Source organism: Vibrio sp. 10N.247.311.12 (assembly GCF_041467515.1).
GTDB lineage: Bacteria > Pseudomonadota > Gammaproteobacteria > Enterobacterales > Vibrionaceae > Vibrio > Vibrio crassostreae_C.
On record NZ_JBFSUV010000037.1, the window covers coordinates 43,074 to 57,599 of the forward strand.

The 14,526-nt window shown below is 45.0% G+C and carries 14 protein-coding genes; 11 read left to right on the forward strand and 3 right to left on the reverse strand.

From position 1 onward, the window contains the following. Nucleotides 1-73 precede the first annotated feature (73 nt). Together AB6E30_RS16180 and AB6E30_RS16185 are read left to right on the forward strand one after the other, a co-directional pair. The gene (locus tag AB6E30_RS16180) at nt 74-958 is read left to right on the forward strand and encodes a LysR family transcriptional regulator (RefSeq protein WP_372104412.1); all 885 of its coding nucleotides are present in this window, start codon (nt 74-76) and stop codon (nt 956-958) included. A 307-nt stretch (nt 959-1,265) separates the two neighbouring features. Beyond that, nucleotides 1,266-1,487, forward strand: a complete 222-nt coding sequence (locus AB6E30_RS16185; protein ID WP_102393872.1) for a hypothetical protein — start codon at nt 1,266-1,268, stop codon at nt 1,485-1,487. Nucleotides 1,488-1,615: 128 nt separating this feature from the next. Here the strand turns inward: AB6E30_RS16185 and AB6E30_RS16190 are convergent, their stop codons facing one another. Beyond that, complete coding sequence (locus AB6E30_RS16190) at nt 1,616-2,137, reverse strand: DUF2058 domain-containing protein (protein ID WP_010441213.1); 522 nt, start codon at nt 2,135-2,137, stop codon at nt 1,616-1,618. Between the two features lie 414 nt (nt 2,138-2,551). On the opposite strand from AB6E30_RS16190, the gene AB6E30_RS16195 reads away from it, so the two are divergent. Together AB6E30_RS16195 and AB6E30_RS16200 are read left to right on the forward strand one after the other, a co-directional pair. Further along, nucleotides 2,552-3,886: a sphingomyelin phosphodiesterase gene (locus AB6E30_RS16195; RefSeq protein WP_102393871.1), complete on the forward strand. Its 1,335-nt coding sequence runs from the start codon at nt 2,552-2,554 to the stop codon at nt 3,884-3,886. 39 nt (nt 3,887-3,925) lie between these two features. Further along, nucleotides 3,926-4,876 (forward strand): chromosome partitioning protein ParA, encoded by a 951-nt coding sequence (locus AB6E30_RS16200; protein WP_102393870.1) that lies wholly within the window; start codon nt 3,926-3,928, stop codon nt 4,874-4,876. A 4-nt stretch (nt 4,877-4,880) separates the two neighbouring features. Here the strand turns inward: AB6E30_RS16200 and AB6E30_RS16205 are convergent, their stop codons facing one another. Then, nucleotides 4,881-5,915 (reverse strand): AraC family transcriptional regulator, encoded by a 1,035-nt coding sequence (locus AB6E30_RS16205; RefSeq protein ID WP_017070923.1) that lies wholly within the window; start codon nt 5,913-5,915, stop codon nt 4,881-4,883. A gap of 169 nt (nt 5,916-6,084) precedes the next feature. Between AB6E30_RS16205 and AB6E30_RS16210 the strand changes: the two genes are divergently transcribed. From AB6E30_RS16210 to purT, 7 genes are all read left to right on the forward strand, one after another. After that, nucleotides 6,085-7,098: a DUF2804 domain-containing protein gene (locus AB6E30_RS16210; RefSeq protein ID WP_102398126.1), complete on the forward strand. Its 1,014-nt coding sequence runs from the start codon at nt 6,085-6,087 to the stop codon at nt 7,096-7,098. An 87-nt stretch (nt 7,099-7,185) separates the two neighbouring features. Then, entirely contained in the window at nt 7,186-8,034 is an 849-nt protein-coding gene (locus AB6E30_RS16215) for a sterol desaturase family protein (protein WP_102398125.1), read from the forward strand. 206 nt (nt 8,035-8,240) lie between these two features. After that, nucleotides 8,241-9,665 (forward strand): exodeoxyribonuclease I, encoded by a 1,425-nt coding sequence (sbcB, locus tag AB6E30_RS16220; protein ID WP_017070926.1) that lies wholly within the window; start codon nt 8,241-8,243, stop codon nt 9,663-9,665. 25 nt (nt 9,666-9,690) lie between these two features. Next, nucleotides 9,691-10,062 (forward strand): CidA/LrgA family protein, encoded by a 372-nt coding sequence (locus AB6E30_RS16225; protein ID WP_004734867.1) that lies wholly within the window; start codon nt 9,691-9,693, stop codon nt 10,060-10,062. Between the two features lie 2 nt (nt 10,063-10,064). After that, nucleotides 10,065-10,742 carry an LrgB family protein gene (locus AB6E30_RS16230; protein ID WP_017059134.1) on the forward strand — a complete coding sequence of 226 codons (678 nt, stop codon included), beginning with the start codon at nt 10,065-10,067 and terminating at the stop codon, nt 10,740-10,742. A 357-nt stretch (nt 10,743-11,099) separates the two neighbouring features. Beyond that, nucleotides 11,100-11,987, forward strand: coding sequence for a cytidine deaminase (gene cdd / locus AB6E30_RS16235; RefSeq protein WP_065676922.1), 888 nt, complete (start codon nt 11,100-11,102; stop codon nt 11,985-11,987). A 167-nt stretch (nt 11,988-12,154) separates the two neighbouring features. Further along, nucleotides 12,155-13,330 (forward strand): formate-dependent phosphoribosylglycinamide formyltransferase, encoded by a 1,176-nt coding sequence (gene purT, locus AB6E30_RS16240; RefSeq protein ID WP_017069826.1) that lies wholly within the window; start codon nt 12,155-12,157, stop codon nt 13,328-13,330. A 79-nt stretch (nt 13,331-13,409) separates the two neighbouring features. On the opposite strand, the gene AB6E30_RS16245 is transcribed toward purT, so the two are convergent. Then, a partial coding sequence (locus AB6E30_RS16245) for an IS4 family transposase (RefSeq protein ID WP_372104415.1) occupies nt 13,410-14,526 on the reverse strand: 1,117 nt, incomplete at its 5' end.

A 14,526-nucleotide genomic window follows, 5' to 3' on the forward strand; every position in this document is an offset into this window, starting at 1 on the left:
TTAAAAAACAGAATATGCTAGTTGCGAAATGATTGTTTGATATGACGAACAATAGATTGGTAGGAACGCGCGAATGAACGAACACAAAAGAATAGAACGACTGATCCTGTTTGTAGAACTTGCTCAGCAACTCAACTTTACCAAGGCAGCCGAAAGGCTCGGTATCTCTAAGAGCTACCTTTCTGAACAGATCAAACGTTTAGAGAACGATTTACAGTGCCCGCTTTTGGTCAGAACCACTCGCAGTGTTCGTTTAACCCAAGAAGGCGAACGCGCGTTACAACAAGGCTTAACGATTCGCTCGCAAGTCTTACAGCTTGAACGCAGTGTTTCTGAGCAACACGACATCGTTAAAGGCCTATTACGCCTCACTGCGCCAAAGATGTTTACTGAGGTATATCTATTCGATATCTGCCAACAGTTTAGGCAGCAATACCCTGAGATTCGTTTCGAGATAAACAGTAGCTACACCAACTTTAATCTCAATCAAGATGATATCGATATCGCGTTTCGTGCCACCAATACGCCACCTGACAACATGGTGGCGAAACACTTGATTAGCTATCAACATGATTTAGTCGCGACTCCCGGTTATCTTAACCAATTTGGTCGCCCTACCAATGTGAGTGACTTAAGTGATCATCAATGCTTAGCAACTCTGCACCAAACCGAGTGGCCTTTAAAATCGGTAAATATTGATGTGTCCGGCTGGCTTTCAAGTAATGACAACCACCTGCTTAAGCAACAAGCTATGGCAGGCAGTGGCATCATCCGTATTGCAAGTTACTACGTTGCCAAAGAGGTCGAACTGGGAGAATTAGAGCGAGTGCTGCCTGATGAATGTCTGCAACAAGGCAACAGCATTTATCTGTTCTATCCGCAAGTTATTTATCCGGCAAAGAAACACCAAGTGTTCGTTAAATTTGTTCAGAATTACTTTGAAAGCTTAAGTCGATAAAATGATGCACAGCTCACTAGGGCTTGTTGGTTTCATCTGGCCAACATATTCGTCGTAGCGAGCTCTACTTCAACCTCTTCGGCTGAATGTGATACCAGTGAAAGTCGACTATATGGCCGATCTACTTTCAAGCCTACTCGTCCTAGTTCTTTTATTTTTTCTTGCTCTTACATTTACATTAATACCTAAACATTCACTCTACGAATCGTTTTTCATTGACTTAAAAATGAAATCATAACGACACACTAATTTGCGTAACTTAGGGTGCAAATAGGCAATCAGATTACAGTGCCTATCAGGAGGATGTATGAAACCAAATCGATCTACGGTACTCACTGGACATGTAAAACACTGCCCATGCTGCTCTACCGAACTGGTCATCAAAGACCACATTCACGTTTGCCCGCGCAATGAAATTGGCGACTGTTACTTCGATGGCTATGACCAACACGAACAGCGCGTTAATACCGATTTTATCGATCATGCAAGTGCCAATGATAGCCTTGTTTACGGCATGTCAGAACACTAAGCTTTATTCAAGATTTGTTGAAGTCATTTCGCGCCAAAAAAAATGCAGCGCCAATCGAGTGATTGTTCGCTGCATTCTTAGATCCTGTAAACTTAGCTAACCATTAAAATGGAGCTAGGTAAAACGGATTACCACATTAGATCATCTGGGATCACGAAGTCTTTGTACGGGTCATCTTCGTCTACTTCGTCTGTGCTACCTGCCTGCGTATCAACGATAGATTCTTCGTCGCGCATAGCAATCTTGTTCGCTACTGCTGTTGGAATAACAACATAGCTCTCGCCTTGACGAGCAATACTTAGAATGCCTTTACTTAGTTGCTTTTGAGTCAGCTCTTCTACGTAAAGATATTTAACTAGCGTACCGTCGGTGAAGTTGTATTTGATCTCACCGTTCTTCTGTTCGATCTTGTTCATCTCAATCAGTTGCTTCACTTGAGCTTTAATTTCTTTGCTCAACTGTTGTTCTTTCAACTGTTGGTTTAGCTCTTTGTCTTTCGCTTGCTGCGCCAGTTTAGTTTCTTCAGCTGCCGCTTTTGCTTCACGAGACTGAACGCGAGACTTTTTAGAGCCTTTCTTCGCCTTCTTTAATTTTTTCTCATTTACCAAGCCAGCTTTAAGCATCTGCTCTTGGAGTGTTAACTTTGCCATGACTTTCCCAGTTCAGGATTAAAAACGGCACTATCATACCTGTTTTTGAGGTTTCTGTTTACTGAACAAGAGTAAATTACAGAACAATCGCAAAATTTATGCTGATAGCTCTAAGCTGTGTCCATATTCCCTTCTTGTTGCTCACAACCTCCACTTTACCGCGACACACAGTTTTCACTTAAGCACGCCAATATTGGCTGTTCCACCGACTCGAAAGCATTAACTGACCCTATTATTCGCGCGCGTACCACTTATCATTCCGATAAGACAATATGTTAATTTTCAATGGTTAATCAATTTTATAAAACCTTGGCATATATCTCATATTTGAATAAATGCCATAGATTTATAACTCCAATGTCATAACTCTTTACTACGTTATTCTTTAAACCAATCAGTAAGGATAACGTGAAAATGAAAACTCAATGGACTTGCCTGAGTGCAATACTTGCATCAGCTTCATTCATTTCAACCTCGGCTATTGCAGATACCGATGTGTACCTAACCAATAACACCAGCCAAGTAATGACGATTCAAACCAATCACACAGGTACCGACCTGCTTCAACTCGGTGATGAGTGGCAACAGCATGTTGAACAGATTGGTCCTTGGGAGACGAAGAAGCTGATAAGTTTCAACCGCTGGACTGGTGTGAAATCTGGGAAGACCTATGAGTTTGACACTGTGGTATCAAACGCTGTGGGCGAAAGTGTCACGCTCAACCAAACCATGAAGGGACATTGGTATAACTCGACACTGCAACATGGTTTGAGTGCCGCAGACGTCAACCTAACATTGCATGACGATCGTAATATTCATCGCAGCACAACCGATGCGTTCGGGGTCAATGCAGAGCTAGCCCTCAAAGCCGATTCTACAGCGCGCTATGATGATATTTATTACACCATCACCCCACCAAAAGTGGATGAGCAACCAGAGCCGGATGCCAATACACTCAAGGTCATGACTTACAACATCTGGGCGCTGCCTGCCATCGCTTCACATATTGGTGACCGCTATGACCTACTCCCTCAATATGTAAAGGGCTATGACGTGTTGGCGCTTCAAGAGGTGTTTGCTAACGGCAGAGATGAGTTCTTGCGTGAGCTTGCGAAAGAGTATCCTTATCAAACTAAAATGCTCGATAAAGATGGGATTAACATATACGACGGTGGTGTGATCATTGTCAGCCGCTATCCTATCGTTAATGAAGCGCAGTATGTTTTCCCTGATTGCACGGGCACAGATTGCTTTGCTGATAAAGGTGTTAACTACGCGGAAGTTATCAAGAATGGTCAGGCTTACCATGTTTTCGGTACCCACACGGCATCATTCGATACGGACACCGCTCGTGATTACCGACAACGTCAATTCAAGCAGATGCGTGCACTGGCGCAGTCTCTGAATATCCCGGCATCAGAAACTGTGGTTTACAGCGGTGACTTCAACGTGAACAAGCTCAAGTTCCCAGACGACTACCAACAGATGTTCGCTAACCTGCAAGCTGACGAACCAACCTACTCAGGTTACACCGCTTCTACCTTTGACCCACGCATCAACAACTTTGCGGGTGAACCTATGTCGGGTGGTGAAAACGTTGAGTATCTCGATTATGTGGTAGTGAGCTCGGAATATGCCGCCAAAGCTCATAACGACAATCGTGTGGATGTCCCAAGATCAACAAGCAGTGAGTTATGGAAGCACTACAACCTTTCAGACCACTTCCCTGTTAGCGCCGTCATTAAGTAACTCGGTGAACGCATAATGCATCGAGTTATATTAACCCTAATGCTCGTCTTAACGGCGAGCATTATTGGCTATTCGTGGTCATCAAAAACGAACGAAACAGCGCTATCTTCTGCTCAACACACAGAACCTAAGCCGCGTGTTTCTACGACAACTAATGACGATAATTCCACGCCTACTGCAACCGCTAGTTCGGAAAAATCCGCATCGCACAGCAATCAAGCCCAAGCTGGAGCACTGGACGGTAAAATTCTTGCTGAAAACTTGAGTGAGCTTGAAGGCAAGGCTTTGTTCGATGAACTCGATGGGTTCTGGAAGCTTTGCCAACAACGTGATGACTGCACTGAGCAACTAGCACGATTGAAATCAGAATTGCCGAGTATATGGTTTGAATTACTGAGCGACTATCCGCAGCTATCGGCTGACTGGCAATTAACACAAAGCACTATCCCACTTGAATCCATAGAGACTCTTGAAGATCGTGTTGCCTTATTCAAGCAATCTGCACAGCAAGTATGGGGAGAGTTGGCCCACCAGCTATTCGCTGACCAGTTTGCTCATCTGGATTTTACGCTTGACGCCAACACCCTTGAAGAGAACGAAGCGAGCCAGTTTTTGGCCAACTATCAAGATTTGCTTAGTGAATGGCAAAACAATACGGGCACGTTAAACGCCGAAACACAGCTTCAAAAATATGAACTGGCAGTATCTTTGATACCCAGCAGCTATAGCCCTGCTGAAGTAGCATCAGTCAAAGCCGACCTTCAAGATGCCTACTTAGATGAAGCGCAGGCCAGCAACATTGCCGCGCGAGAACAACAAGTCGCACAACAGCAACAAACCGTGATGAGTTATCACGTGCAACTGGATCAGCTCAAAGCGACCTTAGGCTCTCAACGTTCATCAAGTTATGCCACTTGGACTCAACAAGATTGGGACAGTTACTATCAGCAGCAAGTCACCGATTTCAGGGAGCAGTTCTTTAGCAAGTAACGCCTTAACTTAAACCATCACGAAACTGAGCGGGCGTTTTATTGAGCCAACCTTTAAACGCCCTTCTGAAATTTGCAGGGTCGCTATAACCGAGCCTTTCACCGATGTCATCAATGCTCATGGTTGTGCCGAGTAATAGCTCTTTGGCCAGCTCCACTCGAACTTCGGTAAGCAATATTTGGTAACTGGATTCATGGGTCACTAGCTCTCGCCTGAGTGTACGAGAGCTACAACCAAACTCATCCGCGAGTTGTTCAATATTCGGGAAACTACCTGCGGTTTGATAAAAGATCGTTTTGATCTGATTAGTCAGCAGATGCTCAGAGTCCAACGTTTCGACTATCGACTGGCAAGACGCAAGATAGCGCTTCAGTGTCGCGGCATCATGAGTCAATAAGGTCTGTGATAAAACCGAGGCATCAAAACGCAATTCACAATGGCTCTGCTCAAAAACTACAGGGCACTGGAAACGGTCGTCATAGAGCTTAGCGTAATTGGGACGAGCATAAGGCAAAGCCAAAGTGTGAATATCCAGCTCATGACCAGTCAGTTCTTTGAACAAAGAGACGATGGAACTTAAGAAATACTCACTGCAGAAAGGGAGCAGATCGCCCACTTCCAAGGTGTTCTCAATCTGAATCACTGCATGCTCGGAATCTAGAAACAATTTAACCGAGAAAATAGGACCGTTCAGGCGCAGATATTTAAAGCCCGACTTGATGGCCTCCCCGACATTTTGACTGGTAGATAGCGCATAACCCAACACACCAAAGTGGCTCAAGCTAGCGTGTTCCCCCAGCCAAAGCCCTAAGCCATCGTGAGGAAAGCTCTGATTCGCCACGCTAAATAACGCTAGTTTATCAGCGTAAGTCAGCTTTCCATTCGGGTCTCGCCAATCTATGTTCGGCAAACCCACATCATTGAGTAGCCTTTCAATATCGATACCTCGTTGCTCTAGCGTATTCAACAGCAGCGCGATATCTAATGTACCCAACTGATGCCGATGTCCGGTCGGCTTATACTCCGCGATAATCTCCAATCGTCTCTCCTTATATCGAGCCCATTCCCATAAACATGACTACTCAGCTTCAACAACACTACTGACAAAATCGTGATTGGTAACGCGCTCTTGTCCGAATATGACCTCCCAATTCTACGCTACTCATCGCACAATGGCTTTAGTTGTTAAATTAATGTGAACCATCGCAATGATAAAAACCAACCCAGCCCCACACAGTTTGATTGATTCTAATGGTCAGCCGATCATTGGACATTTCGATGGCCCCCCTAAACACCTGAACATCGAGAACTTTGACTATCGAAACTCGATGGATGCAAAAGCAAATCTTTGGCAGAAGCACTTCCACTACAAACAATTTCAATTTGTCAGCATCGTCACCGACACGCACATTATTGGTGTCGCTATCGCGGATATTCGCTACTTGGGCTCGGCATTTTGTTATCTGTACGATATTGAAAACAACCATCTAGAAGAGTCATCTTGGTTGAGGCCATTAGGGTTTGATAAACAAGTTACCGCTTCGCCATTTGACGGCACGACAAGCATTGCAGATCAAAGCATCACCTTTGATATTGAAGACCGACAATGGCGAGTTTGCTTGAATACCAAACTCATCAAGGCCGATATCGCTTTAGAGCCTGAAGCCGACAGCTTGCCCTTGGCGATGTGCAGCCCAACGGGTTATTCAGGTTGGACTTACACCCAAAAGCACAATGCTTTACGCATCAGCGGCGACATCCAAATCAAAGGAGAATCACTCGTTCTCGAACAAGCTCGTGCTGGTTATGACTTTTCAGCGGGTTACATGAGACGTGAAACCAGTTGGCGCTGGGCAAGTATCAACACGCAATCCAATGGCACAGATATTGGCTTAAACCTCGCGGCGGGCGTGAATGAAACCGGAGGCTGCGAAAACGTGTTATGGGTCAATGGAACCAGACACTTGCTTAACCCGGTACAGTTTACGTTCAGTCGCCAATACACGAACTTGCCTTGGCAGATAACATCACAAGATGGACGTATAAACCTGACCTTTACGCCCTTAAATAACCGCAGCGAAAAGCTCAACTTATGGCTGTTAAAGAGTAACTTTCGTCAGTTCATTGGTCACTTTTCTGGCTCGATTGAAGACAACAATGGAGTGACACATCGACTTGATGGTGTTCTTGGCCTAACAGAAGATCACTTTGCTCGCTGGTAACGTAATTCTGCTGATTGAATCTCAGGCGAGCAAGTCTAAGTAAACTTGATACTAAGAACGCGTATGGCGTCTCAACAAGGATAAAACATGAATATCGACGCATTAATCAATCACCCAGAATGGCTACTGTTGGTATTAGCGCCCTTGTTCGTGGTGTGCATGTTGGCTGAGTATTTTATCGGTCAGAAACAAGGTCGACTACCAGATAACTCCAGCTATAAACTTTCAGAGGTGATGTGTAACTTCACGCTGGCGGGAATGCATCAACTCTCCGATTTGCTCACCGGGTTATTGGTCGTGCAGCTGTATCTCTGGATGTTCGGTTGGCGCTTGATGGACATTGAAATGGGCGTGCTGAGTTTTGTTGTATTGATAGTGTTACAAGACTTTTGCTATTACTGGTTCCATAGAGCAAGCCATCGTGTTCGCTGGATGTGGGCAGCACACGTCGCGCACCACAGCTCAGAACAGATGAACTTCAGTACGGCTTTCCGTCAAAGCTTAATGTACCCACTTGCTGGGATGTGGCTATTCTGGGTACCGTTGGTCATCATAGGTTTTGACCCTAAATGGGTCATCTTTGTGGTGCTTCTGAATCTAGGTTTGCAGTTCTTTGTCCATACACAATGGATACGAAGCTTGGGACCACTTGAATACATCTTTAACACCCCTTCGCATCATCGAGTACATCACGGCAAAAACCCGCAATACATCGATAAGAACTACGCCGGTGTTTTGATCATTTGGGATAAGTTGTTTGGTACGTTCGAACCTGAAGTTGAAACCGTGCGTTACGGTGTCACCAAGCCCGTAAACAGTTTTAACCCGATAGTGGTCACCTTTCAAGAATGGAAGGCCATATTCAAAGATTTGAAGAACCGAGAGCTAACTATGAAGCAGAAAGTCCAGTTGATACTCTCGCCTCCATCGGATTAAACGGACGATAGACAGATTGTATTAACTAAGAAACCGCCTCAATTGGTTTCAAAACCTTCCCCACTGACTCGATTGAATAGTAAAGCACCGTTTTCCGGCAATTTATTTGTGATCTGGGTTGCACGCGTACCGCATACTATCAGATACTGAACAAAACTAACCTTCAGCCACAGTAAACGTTCCGCGCTTGCTGTTCAGGAAATTTAATGAGTTCAGATAATCAGCCAACCTACTTCTTTTTCGATTACGAAACATGGGGCGTTAGCCCAGCAAAAGACCGTCCGAGTCAGTTTGCGGGTGTTCGTACCGACCAAGATTTCAATGTTATTGGAGAGCCTCTGGTTATCTATTGCCAACCTCCCGCTGATTACCTCCCTGCGCCTGAAGCTGCACTGATCACCCGTATCACACCACAAAAAGCGGCTTCACAAGGTCTCCCTGAGCCAGAGTTTATCGCTAAGATCCATGCTGAGTTAGCGAAACCTAACACCACAAGCCTTGGCTACAACAGTATTCGATTCGATGACGAGGTAACGCGTTACACCTGCTACCGAAACTTCATCGACCCATATGCGTGGAGTTGGCAGAACGGCAACTCGCGTTGGGATTTATTAGATGTAATGCGCGCTGTTCACGCACTGCGCCCTGAAGGCATTGTTTGGCCAGAGAACGAAGAAGGTTATCCAAGCTTCAAACTGGAACACCTATCTGTGGCAAACGGCATTGAACATGAGAACGCGCACGATGCGATGGCCGATGTTATTGCGACCATCGAGTTAGCGAAGAAGCTGAAAGCTGCGCAACCTAAGATGTTCGATTACCTTTACAACATGCGTCATAAGCGTAAGCTGAATGATCTGGTTGATATCGTAAACATGACACCATTAATGCACGTTTCAGGCATGTTTGGCCGTGACTGCAACTACACCAGCTGGATTGTGCCTATGGCTTGGCACCCAACCAATCAAAATGCGGTTATCGTGGTTGATTTAGCCAAAGATCCAAGCCCACTGTTAGAACTGGACGCTGATGAACTCAGAGAAAGGCTCTATACCAAACGCAGTGAACTGGGTGAAGACGAACTACCCGTACCCATCAAATTGGTTCAGCTAAACAAGTGCCCTATTCTTGCTCCAGCCAAAACGCTAACGGCTGAAAATGCTGAAACCATCGGTATCGATCGCCAACAATGCCTGAAAAACTTGGCACTGCTGCGCGAACACCCAGAGATCCGCGAAAAACTGATCGGCCTGTATTCACAAGAGCGCGAGTACGAAAAGAGTGATGATGTTGATACACACCTTTACGACGGTTTCTTTTCACCTGCTGATAAAACAGCGATGAACATCATTCGCGAAACTGACCCGAACAACTTGGCGGCTTTGGATATCACCTTCAGTGACGAACGAATTAAACCGTTACTGTTCCGTTACCGTGCGCGTAACTTCCCATGGACGCTCGACGAAGCTGAGCAATTGAAATGGGCGAACCATTGTCGTGAGTTTTATGAGTGCCGTTTAGAAGAGTACATGCTCAACCTTGAAAACCTCGCGCACGAACATGAAAGCGACGAGAAGAAAATGGCTATCTTGAAGGCGGTTTATCAGTACGTAGAAAAGTTAGCTAGCTAATTCCATTATCAAGAGACGTAACACTTTGAAAGAAAGATTGATCCAACTGGTTTACTGCTTAATCTCCTTCACCTTAATCATAGGTGCACTTACAGCAGGTAACGCGTTACAGCACTTTTTGGATACCTCAATCCCTGGCAGTATTTTTGGCATGTTGATTCTGTTTGCCGCCATGGTGATTGGTATTGTTCCTTCGCACTGGGTACAACCCGGCGCAAGCTTGATTATCCGCCTAATGATCTTACTGTTTGTTCCGATCAGTGTTGGGTTGATGGATCACTTCGACATGCTCATCGCGAACGCATTGCCAATTATGGCGAGCGCCGTTGGTGGCACATTATTGGTGTTAGTATCCTTATCATGGTTCTTAGACCGCTTGCTTTCGAGAGGTAACTGATCATGTGGATTCTACTCACCATCGTGGTATTCCTATTTGCTCGCTGGGTAAGTCAAAAAGTAAACTCGCCGCTGTGTAACCCCCTGCTTATCAGCATTGGTATCATCATTCCGATTCTCACGTTCTTTAGAGTACCGTTTGAGACTTACTATGCTGACAACACTTGGATTACCTACATGCTGCAGCCTGCGGTTGTTGCACTTGCTTACCCACTTTATGAGCAGCTACCTCAAATCAGAGCCAACTGGCGCATCATTACCTTTGCGTGCACGCTAGGCAGTGTGATGTCGATGACAACAACGGCAGTGATCGCAGTAGCATTTAAAGCGGACTTAACTTTGATTGCGAGCTTGTTAGGCAAATCAGTCACCACGCCAATTGCAATGGAAGTATCGAGCCATTTAGGTGGTGAAGCAGCGATTGCGGCAATACTGGTATTGATTGTGGGTCTATTTGGGGCAATTTTTGCTTACCCAATCTACAACCTCATTGGTATTAAGAGCCCGATCGCCCGTGGTTTAACCATGGGTACCGTGTCTCACGCTTTAGGCACCGCGACTTGTGCGGAAAAGAATCAGGAAGATGCAGCATTCAGTTCTTTGGCTCTTGTGCTTTGTGGCGTCATTACCTCAATCATCGCACCGAGTATATTTTCGCTCGTGGTTTGGTTCTATTCTTAACCACTTTGATTACAGTTTATACGCGCTCTAATAGATGAGTTGGTAAATAGCTAAACTCACTGGTTCGCGACTTTTAGGCGTTACAGATATCAATAAGCCCAAGCATAACCTGATTATTTCAGTGATAGCTTGGGCTTTTTTCTCTCATTTATTCATCAATACGTGACAAACCAAACTCAATTTCAAGCAATAAGTGCGATATCAATGGTAGTTTTTACTCTTGCAATCGATTTCATCTGTGACCTCACTCTAATTATGCAAACCAATGTAACAACAACAACACATTAGTGATCAAAGTCACAGAAAATTCCTGAGCATTGCATAGAATTAAAGCCTAAGGTCAATTAAGGATTCAACATGAACAGTCGTATTACCCTGGCGCTGGAAAGTGCTCCAACAGCAATCAAAGCACTTTTGAGTGACATCGTATTAGCAGACAACTTTGACGCGACATTGTCTCCAGAACAATTTGCTAGCCTACTGCAAGCAAGTGGTTTAGCGGATGACGAGCTACGTATTGCGCTACTTCCTTTTGCCGCAGCCTATTCTTACGCTCCGTTATCTGACTTTTATGTTGGTGCAATCGTGCGTGGTTTATCTGGCACTCTGTATTTTGGTGCAAACCTTGAAATCGCTGGTGCTCAACTTGGCCAAACAGTACACGCTGAGCAATCTGCAATCAGCCACGCTTGGATGAAAGGCGAACAAGGTATCTCTGATATCACCATCAATTTCAGCCCTTGTGGTCACTGTCGTCAATTCATGAACGAACTGACCACAGCGAAAGAGCTTAAGGTTCAGCTGCCACAACGTGATGAAATGTCTCTGCAAGAATACCTGCCAGACTCATTCGGCCCTGCTGATTTAGGTGTGACAACTGGCCTAATGACAAAGCTTGATCATAAGTACACGACCGAAGAAACAACGCCTATTGTTGTAGAAGCGCTAGCAGCACTAAACCGCAGCCATGCTCCTTACACCAAAAACCTAAGTGGTGTTTCACTACAACTGACGTCAGGTGAAATTTTTACGGGAGCTTACGCTGAAAATGCAGCGTTCAACCCGAGCCTACCACCTCTGCAAGTCGCGTTAATTCAACTTAAACTGGCTGGCTTCGATTTCGAACAAATTGAAAGTGCTGCTTTGGTTGAAATCGCAGAAGGTAGCATCAGTCACCTAGCGGATACGCAATCTACATTAGAAGCGATTAATCCCGACATTCCAGTGACTTACTTAGCAATCTAAGTACATCTGATTAACAAAAATTTAAATAAGCAGCCCTATTTAACAGGGCTGCTTTTTTTATGCCTGTAATTAAAGCAACAACTTGCGCAAACGTTTGCTTTTGTCATTGAAATAAGTATGATCACCCAGTTTTCAATCAATCGTTCAAAAGATCGGAAGGAATTTCTATGTTTGGTACTGCTACTCGTGAAAATGCTACTCGTGTACTTCTATTAGGTTCAGGTGAACTCGGCAAAGAAGTTGCTATCGAGTGCCAACGTTTAGGTTTGGAAGTTATTGCTTGTGACCGTTATGCAGACGCACCAGCGATGCAAGTTGCGCATCGTAGCCATGTATTAGACATGTTAGACGGCGATGCACTTCAAGCGATCATTGAACTAGAAAAGCCAGATTATGTGGTTCCTGAAATTGAAGCTATTGCCACCAGCAAGTTGGTAGAGCTAGAAGCGCAAGGCTTAAATGTCGTTCCAACTGCGAATGCGACCAAGCTAACGATGAACCGCGAAGGTATCCGTCGTCTAGCGGCAGAAGAACTAAAACTGAGCACTTCTCCTTACCGCTTCGCAGACACCTTTGAAGATTTCTCAGCCGCTGTTGAATTCGTGGGCATGCCTTGCGTTGTTAAGCCAGTAATGAGCTCTTCAGGTAAAGGCCAAAGCGTTATCAAAACAGAGGAAGACATTCAGAAGTCTTGGGACTACGCACAAGAAGGCGGTCGTACTGGCGCGGGTCGTGTAATCGTTGAAGGCTTCATCGACTTCGATTACGAAATTACGCTACTTACCGTTCGCGCAGTCGACGGTGTTCACTTCTGTGCGCCTATCGGTCACCGCCAAGAAGACGGTGATTACCGCGAATCATGGCAGCCACAAGTGATGTCAGACAACGCACTTAAAGCCGCGCAATACACGGCTGAACAAGTGGTTAATGCACTAGGTGGCCACGGTATCTTTGGTGTCGAGCTGTTTGTTAAAGGCGATCACGTTATCTTCAACGAAGTATCCCCTCGCCCACATGATACTGGCTTGGTTACTCTGATGTCTCAAGACTCATCGGAATTTGCACTACACGTACGCGCATTTACAGGTATGCCGATCAAATCAATTACTCAGTATGGCCCTTGTGCCTCTGCCGTAATCCTTGGTCAAGGTACTTCAACCAACATTCGCTTTGAAGGCCTTGCAGAAGCGCTAGACGCACCACAAACACAAGTTCGCCTGTTTGGTAAGCCTGATATCGATGGTCGCCGTCGTTTAGGTGTGGCGCTTACTCGTCGTAACAGCACAGAAACAGCGATTGAAGATGCCATTGAGAGCGCGTCAAAAGTAAAAGTGATTTACTAACCTGCTATTCAATTCTGAACAATCACGAGTTCAAATCTGAACCATAAAAAGACGGGCTATCGAGCCTAATGCCGTTCACTTAAGAGTGAACGGCATTTTTGTTCTTAGCATACCGTTGTGGTCTGGGTTTAACTCTTCTAGGGAATGTCCTTTCCCTTCGCCCTTCAAGTATTAAGCTTTCAGCCATGTTGTGGAACCCCTTTAGCTGACGAGGTATTGCGCCTGGTGTTGAATAAGGTAAGCCTACAAGTAACGCTGATACATGAGCTAACGTGCCGTTAAAACTCAGTTGATAAGGAAGGTAATTTCCCTTTAAATTGAAGCAGAGCTCGACCATCTGATATCGGATTAAATTGTAAGTAAGCAAGATGCCCCATAACTCCTGCTTGACCAGCTCTGGTAAACGACTTCGCAGCGTAAGACGGTTTCCAAGCATGTATTGTTTTTGCTCTCGGTAGCCCAGCTCTATTTCCCAACGATGCTCATAAAGGCCTGCAATATCTTTTGATGGGTAACGCAGGGAGTCCGTCATGGAGGTTAATACTTGGTAGTCTTTTCCTTTAATTTTACGAGTGACAAGTCGAGCGGTTATCGACTTTGGTAAATCAGGCCATAGCTTTCTAGCTCTTGGATTACTGTGTAATTGAACAAGTTTGTCATTTCGCCCTAAAGATTGAACAATGTCATATTGTGTATTTTTCTTGAGGGGGATAAGCCAATGGCGCTCTGAGCCAGAGTCTTGCCATTTATGTAATAAACCTAAAGAATAGAACCCCTTATCGAACATTGTTACGCTATGGTTTGGTGTTGTTTCTATCAGTTTTTCAGCTAATATCATTTCGTTTGTATTGTAATTATCAAATGCACTGGCCGTAATAATGTGACTGCTTAGTTCCATTTGGCAGACCATTCTCACTTGCGGATATTGCGTCCCTTTTTGTCGAGAAAATGCCTTTTCATTTTGCGGGTTATCGGGCGTTCGCCAAACAACGCCATCGACGCCAAGCAGCGTTAATCCATTCCATTGGGGTAACTTTGCACTGTTTAACCATGACGTAGTCATTCGCTCAAAGACCGCTTTAATTGCGTCTTCACCCAACGTCTTTCGACGTTGAGTTAACGCACTCGGTGCGACAAAAGCTTTACCTGTACGGTCGACAATATCAAGTTGGTTCACTAAATCTTTCATGGATTTA